The sequence below is a fragment of the Roseivirga pacifica genome, from assembly GCF_900111145.1.
Classification (GTDB): Bacteria; Bacteroidota; Bacteroidia; order Cytophagales; family Cyclobacteriaceae; genus Roseivirga; species Roseivirga pacifica.
In genome coordinates this window covers 478,730-505,472 of the sequence record NZ_FOIR01000001.1, presented here as the reverse complement: position 1 = coordinate 505,472, position 26,743 = coordinate 478,730, and the positions used below count along the sequence as shown (strand labels likewise).

General features: G+C 42.4%; 20 protein-coding genes. 11 read left to right on the top strand and 9 right to left on the bottom strand.

The genetic code is table 11. From position 1 onward, the window contains the following. Positions 1-37: 37 nt before the first annotated feature. Both BMW98_RS02250 and BMW98_RS02245 read left to right on the top strand, forming a co-directional pair. Positions 38-868, top strand: a complete 831-nt coding sequence (locus tag BMW98_RS02250) for an SdiA-regulated domain-containing protein (protein ID WP_090256762.1) — start codon at positions 38-40, stop codon at positions 866-868. 55 nt (positions 869-923) lie between these two features. Continuing rightward, positions 924-4,607, top strand: coding sequence for a metallophosphoesterase (locus BMW98_RS02245; RefSeq protein WP_139177360.1), 3,684 nt, complete (start codon positions 924-926; stop codon positions 4,605-4,607). Here BMW98_RS02245 and BMW98_RS02240 read toward each other — a convergent pair. Then, the gene (locus tag BMW98_RS02240) at positions 4,604-7,633 is read right to left on the bottom strand and encodes a PAS domain-containing protein (RefSeq protein ID WP_090256760.1); all 3,030 of its coding nucleotides are present in this window, start codon (positions 7,631-7,633) and stop codon (positions 4,604-4,606) included. The two genes, BMW98_RS02245 and BMW98_RS02240, sit on opposite strands and share 4 nt — an antisense overlap. 113 nt (positions 7,634-7,746) lie before the next feature. Here BMW98_RS02240 and BMW98_RS02235 point away from each other — a divergent pair, with 113 nt between their 5' ends. Then, a complete protein-coding gene (locus BMW98_RS02235) occupies positions 7,747-8,514 on the top strand; it encodes a response regulator (RefSeq protein WP_090256759.1) in 768 nt (255 codons plus the stop codon). On the opposite strand, the gene BMW98_RS02230 is transcribed toward BMW98_RS02235, so the two are convergent. The 4 genes from BMW98_RS02230 to BMW98_RS02215 all read right to left on the bottom strand — a co-directional run bounded on the left by BMW98_RS02230 (position 8,511) and on the right by BMW98_RS02215 (position 12,280). After that, positions 8,511-9,425 (bottom strand): hypothetical protein, encoded by a 915-nt coding sequence (locus BMW98_RS02230; protein ID WP_139177358.1) that lies wholly within the window; start codon positions 9,423-9,425, stop codon positions 8,511-8,513. The genes BMW98_RS02235 and BMW98_RS02230 overlap by 4 nt on opposite strands. Before the next feature lie 85 nt (positions 9,426-9,510). After that, entirely contained in the window at positions 9,511-9,927 is a 417-nt protein-coding gene (locus BMW98_RS02225) for a c-type cytochrome (protein WP_090256757.1), read from the bottom strand. Positions 9,928-9,949: 22 nt separating this feature from the next. Continuing rightward, entirely contained in the window at positions 9,950-11,185 is a 1,236-nt protein-coding gene (gene lysA / locus BMW98_RS02220; protein ID WP_090258186.1) for a diaminopimelate decarboxylase, read from the bottom strand. A 102-nt stretch (positions 11,186-11,287) separates the two neighbouring features. Next, positions 11,288-12,280, bottom strand: coding sequence for a T9SS type A sorting domain-containing protein (locus tag BMW98_RS02215; protein WP_090256756.1), 993 nt, complete (start codon positions 12,278-12,280; stop codon positions 11,288-11,290). Between the two features lie 165 nt (positions 12,281-12,445). Between BMW98_RS02215 and BMW98_RS02210 the strand changes: the two genes are divergently transcribed. From BMW98_RS02210 to BMW98_RS02200, 3 genes are all read left to right on the top strand, one after another. Beyond that, positions 12,446-13,984, top strand: coding sequence for a sensor histidine kinase (locus BMW98_RS02210; RefSeq protein WP_162844652.1), 1,539 nt, complete (start codon positions 12,446-12,448; stop codon positions 13,982-13,984). Further along, positions 13,977-14,681 carry a response regulator transcription factor gene (locus BMW98_RS02205; protein ID WP_090256754.1) on the top strand — a complete coding sequence of 235 codons (705 nt, stop codon included), beginning with the start codon at positions 13,977-13,979 and terminating at the stop codon, positions 14,679-14,681. The genes BMW98_RS02210 and BMW98_RS02205 overlap by 8 nt, the downstream gene beginning before the upstream one ends. 141 nt (positions 14,682-14,822) lie before the next feature. Continuing rightward, complete coding sequence (locus tag BMW98_RS02200; protein WP_090256753.1) at positions 14,823-15,545, top strand: 1-(5-phosphoribosyl)-5-[(5-phosphoribosylamino)methylideneamino]imidazole-4-carboxamide isomerase; 723 nt, start codon at positions 14,823-14,825, stop codon at positions 15,543-15,545. Between the two features lie 26 nt (positions 15,546-15,571). Here BMW98_RS02200 and BMW98_RS02195 read toward each other — a convergent pair whose 3' ends face one another. After that, positions 15,572-17,953 (bottom strand): TonB-dependent receptor, encoded by a 2,382-nt coding sequence (locus BMW98_RS02195; RefSeq protein WP_090256752.1) that lies wholly within the window; start codon positions 17,951-17,953, stop codon positions 15,572-15,574. 95 nt (positions 17,954-18,048) lie between these two features. Next, complete coding sequence (locus BMW98_RS02190) at positions 18,049-18,438, bottom strand: hypothetical protein (RefSeq protein WP_139177356.1); 390 nt, start codon at positions 18,436-18,438, stop codon at positions 18,049-18,051. 122 nt (positions 18,439-18,560) lie between these two features. Here BMW98_RS02190 and BMW98_RS02185 point away from each other — a divergent pair, with 122 nt between their 5' ends. Both BMW98_RS02185 and BMW98_RS02180 read left to right on the top strand, forming a co-directional pair. Continuing rightward, a complete protein-coding gene (locus tag BMW98_RS02185) occupies positions 18,561-18,896 on the top strand; it encodes a tRNA-binding protein (RefSeq protein ID WP_090258185.1) in 336 nt (111 codons plus the stop codon). Between the two features lie 5 nt (positions 18,897-18,901). After that, the gene (locus BMW98_RS02180) at positions 18,902-21,328 is read left to right on the top strand and encodes a bifunctional UDP-N-acetylmuramoyl-tripeptide:D-alanyl-D-alanine ligase/alanine racemase (RefSeq protein ID WP_162844650.1); all 2,427 of its coding nucleotides are present in this window, start codon (positions 18,902-18,904) and stop codon (positions 21,326-21,328) included. On the opposite strand, the gene BMW98_RS20360 is transcribed toward BMW98_RS02180, so the two are convergent. Beyond that, on the bottom strand, positions 21,325-21,492 hold the full coding sequence (locus BMW98_RS20360; protein WP_162844649.1) for a hypothetical protein: 168 nt from the start codon (positions 21,490-21,492) through the stop codon (positions 21,325-21,327). The two genes, BMW98_RS02180 and BMW98_RS20360, sit on opposite strands and share 4 nt — an antisense overlap. A 45-nt stretch (positions 21,493-21,537) precedes the next feature. Here BMW98_RS20360 and BMW98_RS02170 point away from each other — a divergent pair, with 45 nt between their 5' ends. The 3 genes from BMW98_RS02170 to feoB all read left to right on the top strand — a co-directional run bounded on the left by BMW98_RS02170 (position 21,538) and on the right by feoB (position 25,268). Beyond that, positions 21,538-22,863 (top strand): HTTM domain-containing protein, encoded by a 1,326-nt coding sequence (locus tag BMW98_RS02170; protein WP_245733467.1) that lies wholly within the window; start codon positions 21,538-21,540, stop codon positions 22,861-22,863. Between the two features lie 68 nt (positions 22,864-22,931). After that, positions 22,932-23,153 carry a FeoA family protein gene (locus BMW98_RS02165; protein ID WP_090256748.1) on the top strand — a complete coding sequence of 74 codons (222 nt, stop codon included), beginning with the start codon at positions 22,932-22,934 and terminating at the stop codon, positions 23,151-23,153. A gap of 12 nt (positions 23,154-23,165) precedes the next feature. After that, complete coding sequence (feoB, locus tag BMW98_RS02160) at positions 23,166-25,268, top strand: ferrous iron transport protein B (RefSeq protein WP_090256747.1); 2,103 nt, start codon at positions 23,166-23,168, stop codon at positions 25,266-25,268. On the opposite strand, the gene BMW98_RS02155 is transcribed toward feoB, so the two are convergent. Further along, positions 25,261-26,736: a carboxypeptidase-like regulatory domain-containing protein gene (locus BMW98_RS02155; protein ID WP_090256746.1), complete on the bottom strand. Its 1,476-nt coding sequence runs from the start codon at positions 26,734-26,736 to the stop codon at positions 25,261-25,263. The genes feoB and BMW98_RS02155 overlap by 8 nt on opposite strands. Between the last annotated feature and the right edge of the window lie 7 nt (positions 26,737-26,743).

The window sequence follows — 26,743 nt, the reverse complement described above, 5'->3', positions numbered from 1 at the left end:
GGAATTTTCTGTACATTGTTGCTGTTGAAAGCTCAATATGCGAAAACTCACGCTTCAGGTCACTTTTACTCTACTTAGCACAGTCCTTTTTGCGCAAGCACAAATTGGCGAAAAACCGCCCTACGATTTTGAGTCGCCAGACCAAATTTATGTGCTGCCTGATTATTTAGAGGAGGTATCGGCACTTACTTACTACCAGCCTAACCAGTTGGCTATGCTAAATGATGAACACGGCCGAATGTACGTTTATGATCTCTCAAAAATGGAAATCGTGCATCGTGTACGGTTTCATGGAGATGGCGATTTTGAAGGCATAGAACGCGTTGGCGACTTTATTTATGCGATAGAAAGTACTGGAAAAATGCACCGTTTCAATATTTATATGGAAGGTGTTGTTGAAGCCATAAAAACTCCCTTTGACAAGAAGAATAACGTAGAAGGTTTGGGTTACGACCACGTGAATAATCGTTTGCTAATTGGGCTAAAAGGCAGTGGAGACGTAAAAAACATAGACGTAAAAGGCAAAGCTGTTTACAGTTTTGATTTGGCAACAGACGAATTTGATAAGCTGCCAGCATACGTCATTCTCAATAAAGATTTAGAACGTGTGGTTGGCGATGATTTTCGCTTTAGTCCATCGGGTGTGGCTGTGCACCCGCTTACAGGCGAGGTTTATGTGCTTTCTGCCGTTAAAAACGCTTTGATTATATTTAGCAATGAAGGCAAACCTAAAAACCTAACGCGTTTAGGCAAGCGCCTTTTCCCCCAACCAGAAGGTATTACTTTTTCGCCCAATGGCGACCTATTCATTAGCAACGAAATCGACAGTGACGGTGGTACGATACTGAAGTTCTCGCAAAAAAATTAAGTAGTTGAATTTTAAAGCATTAATTGCTGTTTGCTTTTTTAATAACCCATTAGCCTTGAAAACTCGCCTTTTATTTTTTCTGATGTTGTTTCCTTTTGTGCAGCTTTCTGCCCAAAACGGAGAGATTGTTCACAGTGTTTTTCTTATTGGTGATGCCGGTGAACCTTACGAAAACCCGGTGTTGGAATTGCTTAAAACCGAACTTCAAAAGGTCGGTAACAAAGGCTCTGTTGTTTTTCTGGGGGACAATATTTACCCAAAAGGAATGCCACCAAAAGGGCACCCTTTGCGAGCTGAAGCAGAAATTGCCATTAATGGCCAAATAGATGCAGTACGAGGTTTTAACGGAAATACCATTTTTGTGCCCGGTAACCACGATTGGAAGCAAGGTGCAGATGAAGGGCTCGACTGGCTCAACTTGCAGGAACAGTATGTAGAAGCGGCCCTCGATTCTACCGATGTTTGGCTACCTTCTAAAGGCTGCCCTGGACCAGTAGAAGTGCCTATTCATGACAACATAACACTCATAATTGTAGATACTCAGTGGTTTTTGCACCGCGGCATAAAGCCCGACAATGAAGACTGCAACGCTACCTCTGCAGTCGAAATTGCTGATGCTTTAAAAGATGCCCTGCTTAGAAATGCCAATAAAAAAGTAATAGTGGCATCGCACCACCCTATGTACACCTATGGAATTCACGGTGGCGTATTTTCGGCCAAAGATCACCTCTTTCCGCTTACCGCCTCCAAAAGCATGAAGAACCTGTATATTCCATTGCCAGGACTTGGTTCTATTTACCCGCTTTATCGAAAAATCTTTGGCAATATTCAGGATACTTCGCACCCTATTTACAAGCGCTTTAGCCAGTCAATGGTTACGTTAATGCAGCAACACCCAGACTTGGTGCATGTAGCTGGTCACGAACATGCGCTGGAGCATATTAGAAAGGACGGGGTAAACTATATTGTAAGTGGATCAGGCTCTAAGAATAATGCGCACGTAAAGCAAAAGGGCGATGCGCTTTATGCCGATAACACCATGGGATTTGCTCGTTTAGATTACTATGCAAACGGCAAAACAGAACTCACATTCTTCACGCCAGAAAACAACAGCCCAAAAACCCTATACAGCGCCTCGGTTTCCGAAAAACCATTTGCCCCAGCACCAAAAGATTTAATGGCTGAATATGCCAATATATCATTTGCTGGCCGCGACACCATTTTTGCAGCCAGCAATAAATACAATGGCAGAAGTAAGCTTCACCAAGCAGTGTTTGGGGAAAACTACAGGGAAGAATGGGCTACCAAAATAAAGGTACCAATGTTCGATATAGCCACGGTAAAAGGTGGGCTGAAAATCATAAAAAAGGGTGGTGGCCACCAAACTTTATCGCTTAGGTTAGAGGCTGAAGATGGCAAACAATATGTTATCCGTTCAATGGACAAAAACCCAGCGCTTACCTTGCCGCCAGAGCTTCGCAGAACCATCGTAAAAGCCATTGTACAGGATGGTATTTCGGCATCGCACCCATATGCGCCAATGGTAATTCCTCCGCTGGCAGAAGCAGCAGATATATTTCACGCCAACCCTAAAGTTTATTATGTACCAGATGATCCAAGATTGGGCATTTACCGAGAAGATTTTGCCAATACTTTGGTGCTATTTGAAGAGCGCGCCAATAAAGAGCAGGTAAGGCAACAAGCCTTTTTTGGAAAGGGAGAGGATGATCTTTCCAGCATTGACCTATATGAGGAGTTGCGCGATGATAACGACAATCACGTTGACCAGACATTTGTAGTGCGCAACAGGCTGTTCGACATGTGGCTGGGCGACTGGGACCGCCACGATGACCAATGGCGTTGGGTAGAATATGATTTGCCAGACGATGAAAAGCTTTACAAGCCAATTCCTCGCGATAGAGATGTGGTGTTTTTTGCAGGAGAAGGTGCCTTTAAAAAAGTGGCAGCCTCTAAGTGGGCTCAGCCATCGCTCAAGGGCTTTCACGATGAGATCAGCTACACGCCCTCTTACGGGTTTTACCGCATTCGCTGGTTCGATCGGTACTTTATGACAGAGCCATCGGAGGCAGATTGGGTAAAGCAGGCCAATGAGCTAAAAGCAGCCCTAACAGACGAAGTAATTGAGCAGGCGTTTGAAAATTGGCCTGAAGAAATCTATGATCTGCATGGCGATGAAATTATCAGAAAACTCAAAAATCGCAGAGACCTATTGGATGTTTATGCCGCTGACTACTACAAATTTTTAAGTAAGGATGTGACCATTTTAGGGAGCGACAAACGCGAACTATTCAAGGTTGAAAGGCTGAATGATGAAGAAACGAAAGTAACGGTTTATAAAATCTCCAAGAAAGACAATAGAGACAAAGTGCTCTATGAAAGAACTTTTAAAACAGCCGAAACTAAAGAAATCAGGCTCTTTGGTTTTGATGGTGAAGATGAGTTTGAAGTAAGCGGAGACGTTTCGAAAGGCATAATAGTACGCATAATTGGCGGAGACGACAAAGACCTGATTGTAGATAAAAGTGCTGTTTCGGGGCTAAAGAAAAACACGGTGGTTTACGACACCAAGGCAAGTACCATTCTGGACACTAGTAAAGAAACAAAGGACAAAACCAGCGACAAGGATCCGAACATAAACCGTTACAACATGCAGGAGTACGACTTTGATGTTTTGATGCCTTTGGTTGCTGCCAATTATAACCCCGATGACGGCATATTTATTGGCGGTGGATTTATGCTGAAAAAGGATGGGTTTAGAAAAGAACCATACGCCAGCAAGCAAAGCTTTACAGGCGTTTATGCCTTTGCAACTTCTTCCTTCGGGCTGTTTTATAATGGCGACTTTAAAAAGGCCATTGGCAATGTAGACTTACTATTGAAAGCCGAAGTGCGCTCTCCAAACTTTGTAAACAACTTTTTTGGCCTTGGTAATGAGTCGGATTATAATGAAGAGCTCGGCTTAAACTATTATCGCACGCGCTATCAGTCTTACCTACTCAGCCCATCGCTGGTATTCAACCTAAGCCCGAACATTGAGCTGCGACTGGGAACATCGTTTTTGGATGTACAAATTGAAGAAGAGGAAAACGAAGGACGCTTTATTACCGATTTCCCAAATAATGGACTTGCTCCAGATGGTTTGTTTGAGCACAAAAGATATTTAGGTAGCTCAATTGGTTTTCATATTGACAACACCGACAATGAGGTACAGGCCAGAAGCGGTGTTACCTTCAACACAGAGTTTCGCTACAACAATGGTATTAACGAGTTTGCCGATAACAGTGGTAAGTTCTTGACCAATGTAACATTCCGATGGACCCCAGGCATTGCCCAAAGAACTACCATTGCTACTCGTGTTGGCTACGAAAAAAGCTTGGGCGATTATGAATTCTTTCAAGCCAGCCAACTAGATGGATTTAACACCTTAAGAGGTTATAGGCGTTACCGCTTTGCTGGTGAAAGCAGTTTCTACCAGCAACTTGACGTACGCGTAGAACTTTTCCATTGGCAAAACTACATTTTGCCAAGCACGGTGGGGCTAGTTTTCTTTAACGACATAGGCCGAGTTTGGTACGATGGAGAAGACTCCAATACCCTGCATCATGGTTATGGTGGTGGCGTTTATTTTACGCCATTAGGCCGAGTGGCCATTAATTTATTACTGGCCAACTCTAAGGAAAACTTGTTGCCGTTGGTTAAGCTGGGCTTTTACTTCTAGTCAAGCAAGGGCAAACTTACCGTAAACTCAGTGCCTTTGTTTTCTTCAGAAGTAAAGCTGATTTCGCCACCGTGCATTTCTACAAACTGTTTTACGATTACCAAACCAAGGCCTGTTCCTTCAATATCGCCAACATTCGATGCTCTACTGAACGACTCAAACAGCTCCTTTTGATCCCTTTTAGGAATTCCGATACCAAAGTCGCGAACCTTCAACTGCACACCTTGCTCTTGGAATACAATTGTTAATACCGGATCTTTTTTGTCTGGAGAATACTTAAGCGCATTCGAAATAAGGTTAGACAATACATGTGAAATCAGCTGGCTATCGAGCAACACTTGTCGCTCTGTGCCTTCCACTTTTATCTCTACATTTCTTCCTTTGTAAGGAATAGAACTTTCGAGTACAACCTGCTTGGCAATGGTACTAAGCGAAGTAATGTCTTTCTTTAGCCTGGCCTTCCCAACATCTAGTCTACCTAAGGTAAATACATCTTTTAGTAAAGAATTCAGCCTTTCCAGTTCGGTGCGAATACGCGAAACGTGCTTTCCGAGCTTATTGTCAACTGGTGAATCGGACTTATCCAGGTACATACTGATCAGCTCATTACTAGATTGAATAGTAGTAAGCGGTGTTCTGAATTCGTGCGATGCCATTGAAATAAAGCTGGACTTTAGCTTGTTTAGCTGACGCTCCTTTTCAAGCGCTTTTATTCGCTCAGAAATATCGCGGGTAGAAGTCTGCATCATATGCGCCTCGCCTTTGCTGTCCAGAATTACAGAGAGTGAGGTTTCAACCCAAATAAAGCCCTGATCCTTATGTCTTATCTCAAAGGTCATCTTTACATCGCGTCCTTTCTCTACAGCTGTGGTAGCAATTACAGTATTCACATACTCACGATGTTCTTCTTTAATCAACTCTATCGGGTCGGTTCCTACTAACTCTTTCTCATCAAAACCCAGCAATCGCTTACAAGATGGCGATGCAAAGTCGATTGTACCGTCCATTCTGTGCAGCGCAATTACATCGCCAGAATTTTCCGAAACGAGCTTGTACCTTTCCTCTTGCTGACGAAGTTTTTCCTCCGTTTTCCGCTTTTCGGTAACATCAATTTTATTGGCCCTTAAATAGATTGGCTTGCCTTCATCGTCAGTAATTAAACCTCCGCTGGCCGAAATCCATCGCCACTCGCCACTTTTATGTCGGTAGCGAAAAACCGAATTAACCTCTCGAGAGTTTTCTGAAATCGACCCAGCAATTTCCTCATCCACTCGTTTAATATCGTCTTCGTGCAGAAAGTCTCGGTAGTTCATACCAACCATTTCTGCAGGGTCGTAGCCTAATGCGTCTTTTACAGATGGGGTAATGAAGACATAATTGCCCTCCAAATCCATTAGCGATACAATGTCGTGCGAGTTTTCGGTAATGAGTTTATATCGCTCCTCGCTTTCGCGCAGCATCTCTTCGCTAAGTATGCGCTCCGTTACATTTCTTGTCGAAGTTTGCAGGTACAATACATTGTCGTCATCGTCAAAAATGGAACCGCCCATTGTTTCTAACCATACGGCATTACCATTTTTGTGAATGGCCTTATATACCACGGTAGCAGATTTCTGCTCGCGGTTTAGCACCTTAAGCATGGTGTCCGAAACCTTCTGCAAATATTCAGGGTCAATAATCTCTCTAAGTCGAAGGCTTACGAGTTCTTCTGGGGTGTAGCCCAAAATTTCTTTTGACGATGGACTTACAAAAACAAAAGTGCCGTCAATGGCCTGTAAGCAAATACAATCGCTGGAATGCTCCGAAATGATCTTGTACTTAGCCTCACTTTCGCGCAGCTTAGCCTGGGCCAGCTTAAGCGATGTGATATTGGACATGGAACCAACCACCCTTGCTGGTGCGCCCTCTTCATTATAAATAATGCGAGCCTTAATTAACGCCCAAATAATGCGCTCGTTCTTGGCTACCAAGCGCGCTTCTAATGTTAAATCTTGTTCTCCATTGGCCACTTTATGGCTGTAAAGCGACAAAAAGTCACTTCTATCTTCTGAATGTAAATAGGCAGCAATCAACTTATCGTCAAGCGGGTTTTGCTCGGGTTCAATTTCCATTCCCTCCCAAAACTGTGGCGACAAATAGGACGACTTAAGACGGAAATCGTATTCCCAAACCACATCGTTGGTGCCCTCAACGGCCAAGTGGTAGCGCTCGTTGGTCTCCTTTATTTCATTCTCAAGCTTTTTCCTTAGGGTAATATCTTGCAGAATGGTGATGTAGCAATCCTGATTATTGAACTCCAAAGGCATGGTAGAAGCACTTACCCAAAAGGTTTCTCCCTTTTTATTCTTCAATACCATTTCGTGGTTTTGAATATGGCCTTGGAGGTTCAAAGTATCTAAATAGCTTTTTCTACTCTGAAAATTCTGTAAGAAGTGAATTACCTTTTTGCCCAAAAAATCGGAAGGAGACATTTCGTACACCTTAAAAAGCACCTCGTTTGAGAAGATAACCTTACCTGATTCTTTTACAGAAATGAAAACCGGATCGGGCAAAGCATCTACAATACTTTTAAGGCGCTGCTGGCTCAGCTCCAAATTCAATCGATTTCTCCTTACGGTATCAATATCAATGGTTATACCATCTAACCTTATTGGTTTATTGTTTTCGTAAAGCACACTTACCTTATCTCGAAAATAAGCGTATTCGCCATTCCCATAGGCCATTCTGTAGGCATAGCTGCCCACTTTATTGCTCAGGGCATTCACCAGCTCTTCTAGCACTCTGTCTCTATCTTCTGGGTGAATATTAGCCTGCCATTCCTCCACAGTTTCGGGGAATACCGTAATTTTGCTGTGTGTGCCGAGGTTTTCGGTAGGGTTATTATGATAGGTATACCTATATGGTTCGTTGGTTAGGTCAATAGACCATATGACTTCTGTGAGATTAGATAGGACTGAGCTTAAATCAGTAGTAATGATTTTCGCATCGCTTAAATTGTCTAATGTATCTCGAAAAACGTTATCCATCACCTATTGTCCTAATTATGAGTTAAATAGAGTATTTTTAAATTACAATTTTAGTAGTTTTCGCCCAAGAAATTAGACCTTGGGCTTCACCTGAGCAAACTAAATCATCAACCATGGAGACTTCATACAATAATAGTCCAAAAATATTGATTGTTGAAGATGAGCCGTTTATCGCGGAAAACCTGCAAGAAATGTTAAGTATTTTCGGCTACGATAATACTGAAATTGCAAATTCTGCCAATCAGGCCATTAAAGCAATAAAAGCCGCGAGACCTGACCTGGTTTTGCTTGACGTAAAGATTAAAGGCGATCAGGACGGAATAGAATTAGGTGGCATTATTAAGGAACAATATCAGGTTCCGTTTGTATACATCACATCTTATTCTGACAAAGACACAGTAAATAGAGCGAAGCATACCCAACCGCTGGGCTTTATTGTTAAGCCGTTTACTAAAGACGATGTATATGCAGCCATTGAAGTGGCTCTATTCAGCAAAAACAGAATTGCTGTTAAGTCTGGCGACAACCTTGTAGCCAGCAACCCAACCACTTACAACAACGACTCTATCTTTATTAAAAAGAAGAGCATGTTGGAAAAAGTGAAGTACGATGACCTTTTTTGGATCGAGGCTGATGGTAACCACATTACCATTAATGCTTCTGATGGTAGAACATTCACTATTAGAAAATCTTTGAAAGAGATTACCGATCGTTTGCCAAAAGACAGGTTCCTAAGAGTGCATAAATCGTACGTGGTGCTTGTGGATGCCGTAACGGCCATCGACACCAACTTTGTGTACCTAAACGAAAAGAAGATTCCGATCGGAAGATCGTATTACAACGCATTTACAGCTACGCTGAACACCATTAACGCAAGTTAATTTTTGTTGTAGGAATAGATAATAGCGGCATCGCTATTATCTATTTCACTCAAAGTAAAATAGCCTGAACCATCGCTTTTCCAGCCAATTCCCTCTCCTTGTGGTTCTGCAGTATAAACCAATCGGTTCGGTTCATTCGCCAATAACTCAGCAATTGTTTCATTACCTGTTTTTGCCCAATAGTAAACGTTTTGGTAATTCTTAATGAGCACCTCGTTGCCGTTAGCTGATATGTCGCCCCCAGTGGCAAAAGTAAAAGGTAGCACGAGCACGCGCCTTGCGGTATCTGGTTCTACCAAGTTTTGTGGGTAAGGCAAAGCGTAAAGAATTACGCTAGACTCTCGTTTTGTTACAATGTAAAGGTCTTTAGTAGCTGGATCAACCATTAGTGTTTCCGCATCTCTGGCGCCATCCTCGTACACAAACTCAATAGCCTCAACGTTTGTCAAAGTTGATGTAGCAGGAATATCCTCAACATTTAAATCTGGCTCCGGAACACGGTAAATGGTAAGACTTTCTCTTCGTGCGTTGTTATCGCCAATGTCTGCAGCGTACAGGTACGTCAGGGCATCGTCTGGCCCTGGACCAATGGCAAAATCTTCCCAATCGATATTTTGGGCACCTTCCAGTTCAAATCGGCCTGAATCTGCTCCCTGCTGCGTTAAAAGAAACAACACAGGATCGCCACCACTATCGTTATGCGACCATAAATACAGGTCGTTAGAGCGGCTGTTTCCAAGCCCTGAAGCTTCATCTAAATCAGTAGGAGCTACTGTTCCTGCTGCTTGAGGGCTGCCAAAAAGGTTGGAAAAGGCTTGGTCGTCTTCCTGAGGGTCAGAGTCGGAAATTGGGCTTTTGCACCCGTTGGCCATAAGACCAATTAAAGCAATAACTAAAACTGTGTTTCTCATGACCACCTTGAGTTGTTTGTTGGAAGGAATAATCTCCTTACGTTTCAAAGTATTAACCATAATGTAAGGAGATTATTGTAAGGGTTTAGTCTAAGTCTGCTCGCACTTCGGCCACCTTAGCTTTGGTAACCATTTTTTCTGCCTTGTTTCCCCAAGAGTTCATTACATAGTTCAATACGTCTGCAATATCTTGATCGTCAAGACCGGTAGGAGGCATTACTTGGTTGTATTTTGTTCCATTTACGGTTACTTCTCCACTCAAACCTTTAATTAAGGTTTCAATGGCTCTGTCAGTATCTTTCATTAAATAGTCTGACTTGGCCAATGGAGGAAATACACTTGGAATTCCCTGACCTTCGCCTAAGTGGCAAGCCATACAAATTCCGTTATAAACTCCCTTTCCGGCATCCATACTCTTTTTCAACTTATCGTCTTGCGTTTTAAAAGTGAAAGAAGAAATGAAAAGGGCTAGCACTAGGCTAAGTTGAATTACGCGTTTCATATATAGTTTGTTTTTCGGACGTCTAATCTAAATCTATTTCAACTTGATTTCTCAGCAAATCCTCAAATTCTTCGCGTTTACGAATTAAATGAGGGGCTCCTTTATAAATTAGTACCTCTGCTGGGCGCAAACGAGAGTTGTAATTAGAAGCCATACTAAATGCATAGGCTCCGGCATTTTTAAACATCAGAATATCTCCTTGTTTAACCTCGTCTAGCTTTCTATCCAAGCCGAAAGTATCAGTTTCGCAAATGTAACCAACCACCGTATAAACCCGCTTGGTACCACCATGGTTAGAGATATTTACAATCTCGTGGTAAGCATCGTACATCATTGGCCTTATCAGGTGGTTCAAACCAGAGTCTACACCGGCAAACACCGTAGCTGGCGTAGTTTTTACCACATTGGTTTTTGTTAAAAACACGCCCGACTCACTTACAAGAAACTTGCCAGGTTCGAACCACATTTCTAACTCTCGCCCATAGCTTTTGCAAAAGTCTTTAAAAGCTGCGCTCAACTTGGCACCAACTTCCTCAATATCGGTAACAATATCGGCCTCTTTGTAAGCCACCTTAAAACCGCTACCGAAATCAATAAATTCCAAATCGGAAAAATGCTTGGCTGCATCAAAGAGGATTTCTGCACCACGAAGAAACACCTCTGCATCCAAAATATCGGACCCGGTGTGCATGTGTAGGCCTGTAACATTTATGTTATAGGTGCTCACTACCTTCTCGATGTGCGCCATTTGGTAAATAGAAATACCAAATTTTGAATCGGCATGCCCGGTAGAAATCTTCTTATTACCACCCGCCATAATGTGCGGATTCAGGCGAATACATACCGGCACGGTTCCATGAAACTCGTTACCAAATTGCTCTAGCAAAGAGATGTTGTCCAGGTTGATCATTACACCCAAAGCCACGGCTTGCTTTACTTCATCAAAGCTAACGCAGTTTGGTGTGTACAAAATTTGGTCGGCCGTAAAGCCAGCCTTCAAGCCCATGTGCACCTCTTGAATAGACACACAGTCTAGTTCAGAACCATAACTTCTTAAAAGCTTAAGAATTGAAAGATTGGTTAGCGATTTTCCGGCATACTTAATTCTAACCTTTACCCCATCAAAAGCAGATTTGAGTTTGTCGAACTGCGACTTGATCTTATCAGCATCATAAACATAAAGCGGTGTTCCATACGTATTGGCCAACTCTAGCAAGTCAACCCCTTGGATTTGATAACGGTTGTTAGAAATATCCATGCCTTTTAAAATATTGAGCGCCAAATATACGGCTCATTGGCACAAAAAAAGGGAAGTACCACTAAATACTTCCCTTACAACTAATGAAAATGATCTACTACTTTATTCTACTATTATTCTTTTTGTCAGGGCTTTACCGTCTTGCAGTACTTTCATTACATAAATGCCCTTGCCTTCTCTAGATAAATCAACGCTAAAGTTGAAATAACCCGACTTAGGACTGCTTAACTTATTAAAAACCTCATTGGAATTTTTGTCTACAATAATTACCTGAACTTGCGAATCGCTAACCGTCTCCATCTCTACATCAAAGCGGCCATCGCTAGGGTTTGGGTAAAAGCTAATGTCTCTGATTTCCAGCGCTTCCATTGCCTCGGTGCCAGCCACGGCCTTATCTTCTGCCCTGGCCGAGCGCACAAATACTTGCGCCCTAGTGATTACGCGGTGGTCTTCATCATCATGGTCGTAATCCCAGTTTCCGCTAAAACTGTCTTGCCAATCACCGAAGTCAAAATCGAACTTAAAAGCCCCAAACTTGTCTCGCATGGCTTCTCTTAGCGAATCAATGTCCATTACTTCTTCACCATTAAAGAAAAACCGACCATTCTTATTACTAAAGCGGAAGCTGTTCATCAAAGAATCCATGTCCATAAAGGCATCATCATCAAACCCAAAGCTGCTACCAAAGCCACCGCGCATCATTGGATGAATGCGGTTTCGGAGCGAATCCAGGTCTAGATCATCGTCCCAAAACTGTTGGCCTGGCCCATTATGAAAAAAGAATTTAGGGTTTGCGCCAAAGCCCGAAGCACCACCTCCAAAGCCAAAGTTATTCGGGTTTACACCATACTTTTCCAAATCCGGATCGTTCTGCATGTCCTCATAAGAATCGTAAGTCTTCTCAAAGTTGGTTTCATCGTTGCCCATGCGCTTGGTTACCTTTAATGTCACCTTACCATCGGCACCAGTACTTATCGAAACGGACTTGCTTTCGCGCATCTCATCTTGCGCATTTGCGGTAAAAGAAAACGCACACAACATGCTCATAATAAGCAGCGTGCTAAAAACATACAATTTTAATTTCGACCTATTCATGACCTTGTGTTTAAATCAGTTACGAATTTATCGAGTTATACTATTGTGCTATGTTAAAGGGTGGTTAAAGGATGTTAATAATTGTTAAGCAAGCTATACTAGCCTAATAATTGGAGTACTTTTGAAGCGATGAGCCGGTTTAGGATACGTTGGTTGATAGGACTTATGAGTGTAGCACTGTTGGGTTTAATTGCCTTTCAGTTCTACTGGATTACCGAGGTTATGAACGTGAACAACGAGCGCTTTAACCAATCGGTGCAGAATGCCCTAAACGAAGTGGCCAGCAAAATGGCTTTGCAAAACGACTACAACTTTTTGCAGAACGATGTAAACAGCATTATGCCTTTTCCGCAAGCCCAGCTGGAATCGATAAGGGACACCTTAAGAAACATAAATAACGCACCACAAATGGGGCAAGGGGGTAGCATGCAGCCCCCCATAGAGTTTATGGAAAGTGTGATCAACTTTAGTGTTGATGAACGCACCAGGCAAATTTCCTTGAATATAGACTTTGGCGCCTTTGCACGTCATATGCAGGCCTTAGGGCCTGTAGACCAGCAAAACCAGCAGCTGATGATCGAAAGACAAATGAACCAGCGCATGCAAAGCCTTAAAAACAGCTGGGCAAACCACCTGATGGGCAGCGACAACCTGTTTGAGCGTGTAAACCTTTCTCAGCTAGACGAGGTACTCGATTCTGAACTTAAAAACAGAGGAGTTGCATTGCCATACAACTATGGCATTTATCAAAAAAAGACGGATAAATTCCCTTTTAAAAATATAGACAAAGAAGAGGACACTGAAGGCCTACGTAGCAGCGATTTGGAAGCAAAACTCTTCCCGATGGACATCATTGAAAAGGACTTTTATATTACAATCGACTTTCCGAACAAGCGCAACTACATATTCAAACAGGCGCTTATGCCGCTATCGGCTTCTGGCCTGTTAATGCTCATTGTTATTGGTTGCTTTGGCTATGCGGTTAAGGTTATTCTACAGCAAAAGCGCATTTCTGATATTAAGAATGACTTTATCAATAATATGACTCACGAGTTTAAAACGCCAATTGCTACGGTTTCGCTGGCGACAGAAGCGCTTCAAGATCATGACATTCGCAAGAATGATGGCATTGTAGATCGCTACGTGGGCGTAATTCGGGACGAAAACAAGCGCTTGGGCTTACAGGTAGAAAAAGTGCTACAAATTGCCAGCTTGGATAAAAAAGACTTTAAGCTCAAGATTGAGCAAACCGAAATTCACGATATCATTCAGAAGGCTTTAGTAAATGCTAGGCTTTCTGTAGAAAAGCGCCAAGGCAGTATTTCGAGCCAACTTTTGGCCAACCAAACAATGGTGGAGGGCGACAAAGTACACCTTACCAATATTGTGAACAACTTGCTAGACAATGCGATTAAGTATTCTAGCGATGCCCCAGAAATAAACATTCGCACCGAGAACATTTCCACAGGTATCATTATTAAGGTTTCCGACAAGGGAATTGGCATGGCCAAAGAGGCTATTGAGAAAATTTTCGATAAATTCTATCGCGTTTCTACCGGCAACGTGCACGATGTAAAAGGCTTTGGCCTTGGCCTTTCTTACGTAAAAAAGGTGGTAGACATGCACGAGGGAGACATTAGCGTGAAGAGTGAATTAGGCAAAGGCAGCACATTTAAAATATATTTACCGTTTACACATGGCTAGTTTTAAAATTTTATTGGTTGAAGACGACCCGAATCTTGGGCAAATTCTTCATGAATATTTGAGCGTAAAAGGTTACGAAACCAAACTTTGCCGTGACGGTGAAGAAGGACTAAGGGCATTTAAATCGGATCCTTACGACCTTTGCCTTTTTGATGTAATGCTGCCAAAAAAGGATGGCTTTTCTATGGCCAAAGAAATTAGAAAGAACGATTCGGTTACGCCAATCATCTTTTTAACGGCCAAATCAATGAAGGAAGACACCATTGAAGGGTTTAAAATTGGTGGTGATGACTACATTACCAAGCCATTCAGCATGGAAGAATTGCTGCTACGTATTCAGGCTATTTTAAGAAGAACTGCTGAAAAGAATCCTCAAATCTCCGATCAGAAAGAGTTTGAGTTCGGCTCTTTTCACTTTGATTACGACAAGCAAGTGTTGAGTCAGAGCGGTAATCAAACCAAGCTTACTAGTAAAGAATCGGAGCTTTTAAGGCTTTTGTGCTTGCACATTAACCAACCACTAGACAGGTCTACTGCGCTAAAAATTATTTGGAGAGACGATAGCTACTTTAACGCCCGTAGTATGGACGTTTATATTGCCAAGCTGCGTAAACACCTTAAGGTTGACGAAACCGTACAGATTATGACCTTGCACGGAAGTGGTTTTAAACTAATTACCGATGCTCAAGCCGGATAAACGCTAAGTTTTTCGTTGCTCAAGTGGCATTTTTTTGGTATATTTTTCTGCTCTACAAGTAACAAATATTTAAAGCATTGCGTGTAGCGCGTGAAGCGAATATGCTTATTTTTGGCGCACACTAAACCCTAAAATTGCCACATGATTCAAATAATCCCTTCCATTACCATAATAGATGGTAAGATTACCAAACTGAAGCAAGGAGACTATAGCAGTGAAACTGTTTATAAGGACAGTCCGGTTGATATTGCTCGCCAGTTTGAAGACTACGGGGTTAAGCGAATTCACTTGGTAGACCTTGATGGCGCAAAAAAGGGTTCGCCTGTTAACTACCACATTTTAGAGGCAATTGCTCGCTACACCAATTTGCATATCGATTTTGGTGGTGGTGTTTCTACCGATGGAGACATTAGTAAAGCCTATGAGTTTGGTGCAGCCTCTGTAACTGCGGCTTCTGTTGCTGTATTAAAAAAGGAGCTTTTCTCGTCATGGCTAGTTTCTTACGGTCGCGAAAAAGTTACGCTTTCTGCCGATGTAAAAGAGGGCAAAGTAGCCATTAAAGGATGGCAAAAAAGCTCTAACACCAATGTAGATGACCACATTGATTACTATTACATGCGTGGCATTAAGTATGTAAAAAGTGCCGATACCGCTAAAGACGGTATTCAAGAAGGACCAAACTTTGAGCATTACGAGCACTTAGTAAAGAAATTCCCTGAAATTCACTTTATGGCCAGCGGAGGCGTTCGCTCTGTAGACGACATCAAAAAGTTAGCCGACATTGGTGTAAAGAGTGTGATCTTTGGCCGAGCTTACTTCGAAGGAAACCTTACCCTTAAAGACATTGAAAGCCTAATTAAATAATTAGGCTTTTCTCTTTCCAGCACTTTCTAGAAGCTGTAGTTAATTCTTAGGCTTACATTTCGCCCAACATCATCAGCATAATACCTAAACCTGTTGAGGTAGTTTCTGTAGCTATTGTTAAGGGCATTTTCTACCGATAGAAAAACATCTATTGGATTGCCGCTTTTAGTAGGAATGCCAAAACCAGCACTAATGTTAAAGTTTACGTAACCATCGGGCACTTCCATTATATCGAAGATGCTACCGTCCATTGCAAATAGGTCTTCATCATTCTGATCGGCCTCTCGAATTTCCGCTATCGTCACCACCCTTGGGTCATTCCATTGCCTTGCCACACCAATCACATCCAATCGCACAAATGGTTCAACCAGCTTCTGGCTTACAAATTTATGCTCGTAACCTAGTTGTGCTTGGCTTGCCGGAATGTTAATCAACGGAGCATTCGTATTCAAATCCTCTGCTCTGATGTACGAAAGCTTAGCACTTATGGTAGAAGGGTTAGCAACTTGATATTCAAAGTCCGTATCGAAGCCAAGAAAACTGGCATCGGTTTGCTGATAACGCAGCACTGGGAATGCTCCACGAATAGTCAGCGCAACATCTTCCGGCCTCAGGTAAATGTAGTCGTTAATCAGGTTATAGTAAGCGGTAAACTCCATTCTCCACTTTGTGGTTTGCTTGGAAAGTGTGTTGATCCATTTTACTGCCTTTTCGCTTACCAATTGGTCGTTGCCCTCTTCAATAGCTGCTGCGCCATGGTGCAAGCCTTCACTATATAATTCGTTTACGTGTGGTGCGCGCCAGGCCGTTCCTACATTTGTTCTGAACATCCAACTGTTCTGAAGATAGAACAACCCGCCTATAGATCCGGTAACGTTATTAAAATCGAACTCCGGCTTTTGCAATTGGTTGTTTTGGTCGAAACGCTTTACCAAATAGTGCTTCATGTCATAACGAACTCCGGCTTCTAGCTCATACTTATCGCGCACATATCGCATAATTCCATGGGCACCACCAGTCCAGTTTTCAAAGTCTGGAATTAATGGACGAATGCCTGTTTCCGGATTGTTCTCATTATTCTGATACATAAAGCTAAAGCCTGCATCGCCTCGCCAGTATTCTCCTGCGGTAAAATTCAAATCGAGTTCCACCGTGTGGGTATAAAGATCGAGCGATAGGCTTGGCGTTTCAGACCTGCCGCCCCTTCTCACATCAAACTCCTTTCTATTGTTATGCTGAAAGCCATACTGTACGTTAAACTCGCCCAAGCCATCAACAGTTTTGTGAGCATTTGCTTTCAAAAGCTGATGTTTTACATCTTGATATGGGTTATTGATATCGTAGCTAAAGTCTTCAATGAACAAAGGTCTATCGCTGCCAATGGCATTTTCCAAGTCCGTTAGGTTACCGATGTGTGCACTACGCAAAATGCCATATTCGGCACTAAAACTACTGTAGAACAACTCCGCACCGCCATCGGCTTTGTGGTAACCCAAGCCCACAGAGTAATTCAATTCCTTCATTCCGGTATTGGTAAGGCGATAGTCTGCTGCCTTTGCATCTCCCGCACGTTTATAAGTACCCTGCACGCGCCAGCCAAGGCCATCAATACCTTTAAAACCTCCTTCTAACAAACCCGAACCAGAATAAAGCCCATTGTTGCTAGCACCAATTAAACTGGCCTTTCCGCTAATACCGGCCTCACTTGGCAAGTCATCTGGGTTTACCAGAATAACTCCACCAATTGCATCAGCTCCGTATTTTACTGCAGCAGCGCCCTTTATCAGCTCTAAATTGTTCGCTACAAAGGGGTCAATTTCCGGAGCATGCTCTTGCCCCCATTGCTGGCCCTCTTGGCGAATTCCATTGTTGAGAATAAGGATACGGTTACTGTGCAAGCCATGAATTACGGGTTTGGCAATAGTAGGCCCGGTTTGCAATACATTCACCCCTGTAAACTCAGAAAGCACTTCGCCCAATGACTTTGCTGGAGCTTTATTAATTTCTTCAGCACCAATTTTTGAAAGTTGTAGAGAAGCGATCTCCTCTGCTTTTTCACCCTCTATGGTTACTTCATCGAGCGATTGCGAACTAGGATCCAGCAATATCTCCAATTCATTATTGCCGGTCTTAAGCGTATAGTCTTTTATTAGGGTTTCGAAGCCAACATACCGAATGCGGATTTGAATGTTCGACTGACACAACTCCTTTATTTCAAATTTGCCTTCAACATCGGTAATGGCCGATTTCTCATTGATTACAAATTCGAGTGTTGCTAATGGCAGGGTACTTCCGTCTTCAGAAGATTTAACAACCCCACTAACATTGTAAGTGCAGTATTTTTGTGCATTTAGGGAAAACGCACTAATGAGAAGTAGCGAAAAAAACAGCGAATTCAGGAGTCTCATAAAGAGGTAATGAAAATATCTGCAACATTATTGCAAATGGACTCCAAATCAAAAAGAAGCTTTAATTATTCTACCAGTGGTATGATAATTAGGTATTAATCGTAGTTTTCTACCTTCTTAAACTTATAGAAGATGTAGTAAAGAATATTGAAAGACATATCGTTGCGTGTGTCCTTCTTTTCTTTCTCGATAACAGTGGTTTTAGCGGGTTCCGACCTTTTTGGAGTAGGAATCGGAATAAATGGAGTGTTTAACTGAGGCTGCTGGTGGTCTCTTTCCAAGTTATTAGTAGTAGATTGAGTATCCCTCATTTCATCATAGCCAGCTTCTTTCGGCTCTACTTGACGGGCAGAATCAGGCAAAATAACTACTTCACCAGGTCTCTCTTCTGGTTCAATCGGGTCTCCTTCTTGCGCCTTAGCTTGAAAAGCAACACACGAACCTCCAACAAAAAGGACTAAGAAAAATGTCTTTTTAATGTTCATAAGCTTCTCCACGAGGGCTCCAAAAATAATAAAATTTTCGTATTCGCTTAACATCAAAGATATTATTTTGGCCAGAGTTGAGTAAAAAAGAACTATAGCCACGCAAAATGGCCAAAAACAGAATGCAAATGATTAGTTGGGAAGATTTTGAAAAAGTTGAAATAAGGGTAGGAACCATAGTTTCTGCCGAGATTTATGCTGAAGCTCGCAGGCCAGCATATATTCTTCAGGTAGACCTTGGTGAATTGGGGATTAAGAAGTCTTCAGCACAAATAACAGTACACTACCAGCCAGAAGAACTAATTGGCAAACAGGTAGTTTGTATTACCAACTTTCCGCCAAAGCAAATTGGAAAATTAATGTCTGAAGTACTGGTTACGGGCTTTCCCGATACAGATAAAAATGTGGTTCTTTGTACTCCAGATAAGGAAGTGCCGAATGGCGCGCGGTTATTCTAACAATTTTGCAATTAAAAGAGCTAGCACGAATCATTGGTGGGACATTCAACAACTCACCAGAAAATACTGAGGTCAACCATATATCGATTGACAGTAGAACTATATTGGGCTTACCAAACGAGGTATTCTTTGCCATTAGCGGCCAGCAGCACAATGCCCATGATTTTATTCCGGAATTAATTGAAAAAGGAATAAAATTCTTTGTGGTAGAGGAACATTTGCATACCGAGAAGACCGCAACCTTTATTAAAGTTAACTCGACAGTAGACGCATTTCAAAAGCTGGCTCAGTTTAAGCGACAGCAATTCAATGGCAACGTAATTGGCATTACCGGCAGCAATGGAAAGACAATTGTTAAGGAGTGGCTGAGCACCTTGCTATCAACGGGGAGTAAAGTTTTAAAAAGCCCGAAGAGTTATAACTCACAGTTGGGAGTTCCGCTTTCGGTTTGGCCGATTGATAACAGCTATCAGATAGGCATTTTCGAGGCTGGTATTTCTCAGCCCAACGAAATGGAGAAGTTGGGACAAATCATTCAACCTACTATTGGCATTTTCACCAATATAGGGTCGGCTCACGGGGAGCACTTTGAATCACAAACCCAAAAAATTCAAGAGAAGCTCAAACTCTTTCGCAATACAGAGCTGCTCATTTATTGCCGTGACCACCAATTGGTGCATGAACAGATTGAAGCCACTTACTGCTGCAACAGCCTTAACTGGGGTATTAATACAGATTCGGATATTCCTGTGCGCATTACAGGAAAAAAGCTGCAAGTGAGCTTTTTGGGTAAGGACTACGCATTTGAATTACCATTTACTGATACCGCTTCGGTTGAAAACTTGTGCCACTGCATAGTTGCATCCTTACATATCGGTCTTAGCCAAGCCCAAATTTCCGATGGTATACGAAAGTTGAAATCCGTAAAAATGCGGCTTTCGCTAAAACGGGGCCTTCGGAACAATTACCTGATAGACGATAGCTATAACAATGATTTTGAAGGACTGAAATTGGCGCTGGACTTTATGGAACAGCAAAAGCTGAAAGAAGACAGAGTGGTGATTCTTACAGACTTTGTGCAAACCAAGGCCGATGCTCAGTTCTATCAACAGGTAAATGAGTTGTTAAAGCTGAAAAAAGTAGCACAGCTATATGCTATCGGCCCAGCTCTATCTGCCGCCAAGGCGCAATTTGGAGCCAGAGCTACCTTTTATGAGGATACTCGGGCTTTTCTGAAATCGGATGTGCTGGAGGAACTGGAGGACAAGCTGATTTTAGTAAAAGGAAGTCGAAAGTTCGGCCTGGAAAGAGTGATGCATCGCTTGGTTGAAAAGATTCACAAAACCGTTCTGGAGGTTAGTCTTGAATCCATTGCACATAACCTTAAGGTATTTAGAGGCTTTTTAAAACCCGAAACCAAGGTAATGGCCATGGTAAAAGCTTTTGCCTATGGAGCAGGAAGTATAGAGATAGCCCGTTTGCTGGAATTTCATGGCGTAGATTATTTGGCGGTAGCCTACACCGATGAGGCCATAACACTAAGGAACAACGGCATAGACTTACCAATGATGGTAATGAACGCTACGCTTGACGACCCTGCCACGCTGATGAAGTATCAGCTGGAGCCAGAGATATACAGCATTAACCAGCTGAAAGCCTATTTGAAAAAGTACAAGCGTGCGCAGCAAAAATTGCCGGCTCACCTAATTGTAAATACCGGAATGAACCGATTGGGCATCAATCCTTCAGAATTAGCAGCTCTAAAAGAAGTTATTGCCCAAACCGAGTGGCTAGAAATAAAAAGTATTTTCACTCACTTAGCCGCTTCGGACGACTTGGGCGAGCGTGATTTCACGCTAAAGCAAATTGAAACTTTCAACCAATTTAGCGCAGAACTATCAGCGCATTTAGATCATGAGCCGATGAAGCACGTACTCAATTCTGCCGGAATTGTTCATTATCCAGAACACCAGTATAACATGGTGCGCTTGGGCATTGGCCTGCATGGACTAGAAGCTGACGGTATAAGAAAAGGTAGCCTGCGTTTGCCTGCTCAGTTAAAAACCTTGGTGTCTCAAATTAGAACAGTTAAGCAAGGCGAAACCATTGGTTATGGAAGAAAAGGTAAGGCGGAAAAAGAAATGCGCATTGCCACTATTGCCATTGGCTATGCCGATGGATACCTCAGAATTTTCGGTAACGGAAATGCCTATGTGAGCATTAATGGGCAACAAGCTCGTACCATTGGCAATGTTTGCATGGATATGACCATGGTGGATGTAACTGGCCTAAATGTAACCGAAGGAGATGAGGTAATTGTGTTTGGTGAACAACCTACAATTAACGATTTGGCCAAGTGGGCCAACACTATTCCTTATGAGATTTTGACAAATGTGAGTACGCGTGTACAGCGCATTTTCCACACCGACTAACCTCCGCAGCCTATATTTCTGTCGAAAGGGACATCCTTCGGCAGTCCTCCAAAGTCCATTTCATCCGCTTCATCTTGGGTCTCTTCAGCTTTAGGCTCCTCGATTTTACTAGTCTTAGGTTTCTGCTCCTCAGCCTGCTCTTCTTTCTTTTTGTTTTTTGGCATATTGAATAAACGTATTTTTACCCAAAACATTCAAATACCACAGCCTTGGATATCCTGAAAAGACAGTTCGAACAAGTTGACAATGCCCCACTTATTCTGTTTCGAATGGCTTTTGGTCTGCTCATTTTTCTCGAATCTGTAGGCGCCATATTCACTGGCTGGGTACGTAACGCTCTTATAGCGCCAGCTTACAACTTTACCTTAATTGGCTTGGAGTGGTTGCAACCGCCAGACGGCTATTTTATGTATGGCTACTTTGCCACCATGGGATTATGCGGTTTGGGCGTAATGCTCGGGTATCGTTATAAAACCAGCATAGGGCTGTTTACCATCCTTTGGACACTCGTTTATTGGATGCAAAAAACACACTACAACAATCATTATTACCTACTTATTCTGCTATGCCTTTTTATGCTCAGCGTACCAGCAAATGCCTATTGCAGTCTTGATGCCAAACGCAGTAGCAGTAAAGTTTCGCTTACCTGCCCGCGCTGGTGTTTAAGCATTTTCATTATCCAACTATGGATCGTCTATTCTTTTGCTGCCATTCATAAATTTTATCCCGGTTGGCTTAATGGCGACTTTATTGCCATGAATTTAGGTGGCAAAAAGAACTACTGGTTGATTGGCGACTTGCTTCAAAATGAACTCTTGCAGCAAATGGTAGTGTACGGAGGCATTCTCTTCGATGGCACCATTATTTACTTTTTGCTATTTAAGAAAACACGTAAGACAGCGTTTATAATTAGCATCTTCTTTCATCTATTTAATTCGGTAGTGTTTCAAATCGGAATTTTTCCGTACCTCATGATTGCCTCGTGTGTATTCTTTTTCGATCCAAATAGCGTCAGAAAAACCTTCTTTAAAAAGAAGCCAGCAATCAATTTCTCTCAAAATAGCACGGTACAATTCAGTAAGAAACACTACGCGATAATGCTGGTTTTCGGCTTGTATTTTGCCCACCAAATTTATTTGCCGCTGAGACATCACTTGTATAAAGGTGATGTGTTTTATACCGAAGAAGGCCATAGACTTTCGTGGCGAATGATGTTGCGCTACAAACAAGGCACACTCACTTTTAAGGTACACAGTCCGGCCAATGATTCTACATGGCTAGTAAACCCAAGGCATTTTGTATCGATTAGGCAAGCACGATCGATGGCGGGCAAGCCCGATATGATCTGGCAAATGGCCCAGTATTTAGATAAGCAGTATGCCATTCAGGGCATAGAAGATGTAGAGGTAAGGGCCGAGTCCTTCGTGAGGTTAAACCGAGGAGAAAAAGTAAGGTTGATAGACGAAAACACAGACCTAACAAAGGTTAAGTGGCAGCCATTCAAACATTCAGAATGGATATTATCGCCCAATTAAAAACGGCCTTTTTTGCTTTATAAAGGCCATAAGCGTACCTTCGCGTTTATAATTAATCTAAATAAGAATTGAGGACTTTAAGACATCTAAAACGGAATGAAAAAGGTGTGATCAAGGGTTTTACAGACGATGAACTTTCTGTAAAGCTGATGGAAATGGGATGTCTACCGGGTGTAGAAGTCTCTCTCCAGCTCATTGCACCATTAGGCGACCCAATCGCTATTGAAGTAGCTGGCTATCAGCTCTCTCTTCGCAAAGAAGAAGCCTCAAAAATATTGTTAGAAGACTAATCCCCCACTGCCTTGCCTGACTTAACCGTAGCCCTCATTGGTAACCCGAACTCGGGAAAAACCACACTTTTCAATTTACTTACCGGCCTAAATCAAAAAACCGGAAACTTTCCTGGTGTTACAGTCGACAAAAAAACCGGTACACTTAAACTACCTGATGGCAAAAGGGCAGAGCTGGTAGATTTACCAGGCACATACAGTATTTATCCCAAAACGCTCGATGAGCAAATCGTTCAAGAAGTACTTTTGGACGAAAAGCACCCACAACACCCCGATGTTATTGTGGTGGTGGCAGATGCTTCGAACCTTAAGCGAAACCTGCTCCTATTTACACAAATAAGAGATCTGAATATCCCATGTCTGTTGGTTTTGAACATGATAGATGTGGCCGAAAAGCGTAAGCTAAAAATCGACTTAAGGAGTTTGTCCATCGATCTTGGCGTTAAAATTATCCCCACAAACTCAAGAAGTGGTGATGGCATTTCCTTACTAAAGCAGGCGCTTACCGAAACTATTCGTGTGCCTAAAATGCCATTCTATAATGTGCGCGAATTGGCAGACCAAACCATTGATGATATTCGCAGAGAATTCAGTTTAGATAATGACTACAGAGCTTATCAGTTAGCACAGCAAAACCTAAAACTGACCTACTTAGGAGAAGAAGAGCACAATAAAATAGAGGCAATTAAAAACGAAAATGGCTTCTACGATGTGCCCACACAATCGAAAGAAACACTCGAGAGATACGCACTTATATCTGATATAATTGATAGAAACTTATCTGAAGAAGATCCATCTAAGCGTGCTATCAATGCAAAAATTGATAGAGTAACCACTCACCCCATTTTCGGGTATGCCATTTTCTTAGGCCTATTGCTGCTAATTTTCCAGGCCATTTTTGCTTGGTCCGAAGCACCAATGACGCTCATCGAAGATTCAATTGCTGGCTTTGGAGATTGGGTAAAAGGCGTGCTCCCTGAAGGCATAATCAACGATTTGCTTACTGACGGTATTATTGCTGGATTGGCCGGAGTACTGGTTTTCATTCCACAAATCGCCATTTTGTTCGGCTTTATTGCCATCATGGAAGAGTCGGGCTACATGTCGCGGGCGGTTTTCCTTATGGATAAACTTATGCGCAAGTTCGGCCTAAATGGTAAAAGTGTAGTGCCGCTTATTTCGGGTATGGCTTGTGCCATTCCGGCAATTATGGCCACCCGAAACATTGATGGCTGGAAAGACAGACTCATTACCATTTTTGTAACGCCATTTATGAGCTGCTCTGCAAGGCTACCTGTTTACACCATTCTTATCGGTTTGGTGGTACCAAACGAGCCAATTTGGGGCTTCTTTAACCTTCAAGGCCTTGTTTTAATGGGCTTATACCTGTTGGGTTTCCTTGCTGCGATTCTTTCTGCTTGGGTAATGGGCTTTATTGTAAAGGCCAAACACAGAGGCTATTTTGTAATGGAGCTACCTAGCTATAAAGTGCCGAAATGGAAAAACGTTGGCCTTACTATTTATGAAAAAACCGGAACCTTCGTTTTGGAGGCTGGTAAGGTAATTATTGCCATTTCCATCATTCTTTGGGTTATGGCATCTTACGGCTTTGGCGATAAGTTTGAGAATGCCGAGGAAAACGTAAAAACACAACTTGGTGCCAATTATACGGAAGAAGAATATGATGTGGCCCTAAGTGCTTATAAGTTGGAGCATTCTATGGCTGGTAGTTTCGGTAAGTTTATTGAGCCTACTATTGAGCCATTGGGCTACGATTGGAAAATAGGCATTGCTTTAATTACTTCTTTCGCTGCGCGCGAGGTGTTTGTTGGTACCATGTCAACCATTTACAGCATTGGTGCCGAAGATGATGATGAAGTAACAATCCGTGAGCGACTGAGACAAGAAATCAACCCTAAAACAGGCGAGCCAATGTACAACAAGGCTGTTGGGTTCTCACTTATGGTGTTTTATGCGTTTGCCATGCAATGTATGAGTACACTTGCCATTGTTTATAGAGAAACTAAGGGTTGGAAATGGCCAATTATACAGACTGTGTACATGAGTGCTGTTGCTTACATTTCGGCCTTTATTGCCTACAATATTTTTAGTTAGGCGGCTTATAGGTAAGGGGCACCATATCTGAAAAAGAGCCCCAGTTCCACCAACCGGCAAACCGTACATCGCGCGAGTTTTCGAACTGGCCCGGGTAGCTAATTACTGTTGTTTTGGAATTGAAGAAGATGATCGACTTTTGGAAAAGCTCTACATCGGATAGATCGTAGCCCATTACCTGGTAACTAGTAATGCTCTGGTTATCGCCTAAGTCAATAGACGAACGCGACTTTTTATCCGTGTACTTGTAGTTACCACTTTTAGAGTTGCTTCTAAACTGCTTTTTGTAGCCGTCATCTTCGTACTCATTCACATATGTTACCTCAATGTCTGAAGTAGTCGTAAGCGTATAGAAAAATTCATCGGCATGCTGTTTAAGGGTTATAATTTCCTTCACCTTTGGAGGATTGAGCGGAGTGGTATATTCTGAAGTAACAGAATCGTACTGCACCACATTTACCTTAAAACCTTCTTGCTCTAGGCTGTCAAGAATTAGGGCATTCAAAAAGTGCTGAATAGAACCACGATAAGCCCTTGCTCTAGCTTCTTCCCATTGGCGGTTCTGCCTTCTAGAGCGTGGCTCAAGCTCTTTGAACTGTGCCTTGCCGATGTTCATTTTTTGCCCGTTTACAAAACGGAACTCTTCAAGCAAATAGCCAATACGATAGCCAAGGGCATAGTTTTCTACATACAAAATATCATCTGCGGTTACAGAATAATTATCCAGCGAATCTAAACGCTCAAAATTCAAGATCTCGGGATTTACAATTTCACAGTCTTTCGCATTGTCGGACCTTCCTAAAAAGGCATCTTCAAACCGCCTATACAGTCGCCTTTCGTTGCGAGTTTTGCGCTCCTCGCTCTTTCCTATCACCTGAATACTTTCTAAGGCTACAGCGTCCAAATCCATGGCTATTTCAAGGTTTTTGGCCGTATCCAGTTCATTGTAATTAATAATGGTGGTTTTGGTTTTATACCCCACATATGAACTTACTAGGTTGAAACTAATTGCCGGCACGTTCTCAATTTCAAAGTATCCGTTCACGTCCGTAGCCGAACCAATGGTACTGTTGTCGATAAACACGTTAGCAAAAGAGAGCGCTTCGCCTGTTTCGGAGTCCACGACTCGGCCACTAATGGTGGTGCTCGAAAACTCATTTCGCAGAATAATAATTGTGCCTTTAAACTCTCGATAGTGCAAGCCCGCACTCTTCAACAAATCGTCTAAAATATCCCTTAAAGGTACATTTTGATAAGTTGACGAAATCTTTTCGGCCTTGGGAATTATGCTGCTGTTATAGGAAAAGCCAATGTTGGTTTGGCGATTTAAATGCCGAAGTGCCGAAGGTAACGACACGTTTGTAAACTCAATAGAAACCTGTTCATCAAGAATTGATGTTTGTCTTTGTTGAGCGAGGGTAACGAGGCAATTAAAACAGTAAATGGAAATCAGAAATTTCCTGAGCATGCAGCAA

Coding starts and splice junctions, on each gene's coding strand:
- BMW98_RS02190 (WP_139177356.1), bottom strand. CDS start 18,438: ATGAACATTAAAAAGACATTTTTCTTAGTCCTTTTTGTTGGAGGTTCG.
- BMW98_RS02205 (WP_090256754.1), top strand. CDS start 13,977: ATGGCTAGTTTTAAAATTTTATTGGTTGAAGACGACCCGAATCTTGGG.
- BMW98_RS02185 (WP_090258185.1), top strand. CDS start 18,561: ATGCAAATGATTAGTTGGGAAGATTTTGAAAAAGTTGAAATAAGGGTA.
- BMW98_RS02200 (WP_090256753.1), top strand. CDS start 14,823: ATGATTCAAATAATCCCTTCCATTACCATAATAGATGGTAAGATTACC.
- BMW98_RS20360 (WP_162844649.1), bottom strand. CDS start 21,492: ATGCCAAAAAACAAAAAGAAAGAAGAGCAGGCTGAGGAGCAGAAACCT.
- BMW98_RS02250 (WP_090256762.1), top strand. CDS start 38: ATGCGAAAACTCACGCTTCAGGTCACTTTTACTCTACTTAGCACAGTC.
- BMW98_RS02210 (WP_162844652.1), top strand. CDS start 12,446: ATGAGTGTAGCACTGTTGGGTTTAATTGCCTTTCAGTTCTACTGGATT.
- BMW98_RS02230 (WP_139177358.1), bottom strand. CDS start 9,425: ATGAGAAACACAGTTTTAGTTATTGCTTTAATTGGTCTTATGGCCAAC.
- BMW98_RS02155 (WP_090256746.1), bottom strand. CDS start 26,736: ATGCTCAGGAAATTTCTGATTTCCATTTACTGTTTTAATTGCCTCGTT.
- BMW98_RS02240 (WP_090256760.1), bottom strand. CDS start 7,633: ATGGATAACGTTTTTCGAGATACATTAGACAATTTAAGCGATGCGAAA.
- BMW98_RS02215 (WP_090256756.1), bottom strand. CDS start 12,280: ATGAATAGGTCGAAATTAAAATTGTATGTTTTTAGCACGCTGCTTATT.
- BMW98_RS02235 (WP_090256759.1), top strand. CDS start 7,747: ATGGAGACTTCATACAATAATAGTCCAAAAATATTGATTGTTGAAGAT.
- lysA (WP_090258186.1), bottom strand. CDS start 11,185: ATGGATATTTCTAACAACCGTTATCAAATCCAAGGGGTTGACTTGCTA.
- BMW98_RS02195 (WP_090256752.1), bottom strand. CDS start 17,953: ATGAGACTCCTGAATTCGCTGTTTTTTTCGCTACTTCTCATTAGTGCG.
- BMW98_RS02225 (WP_090256757.1), bottom strand. CDS start 9,927: ATGAAACGCGTAATTCAACTTAGCCTAGTGCTAGCCCTTTTCATTTCT.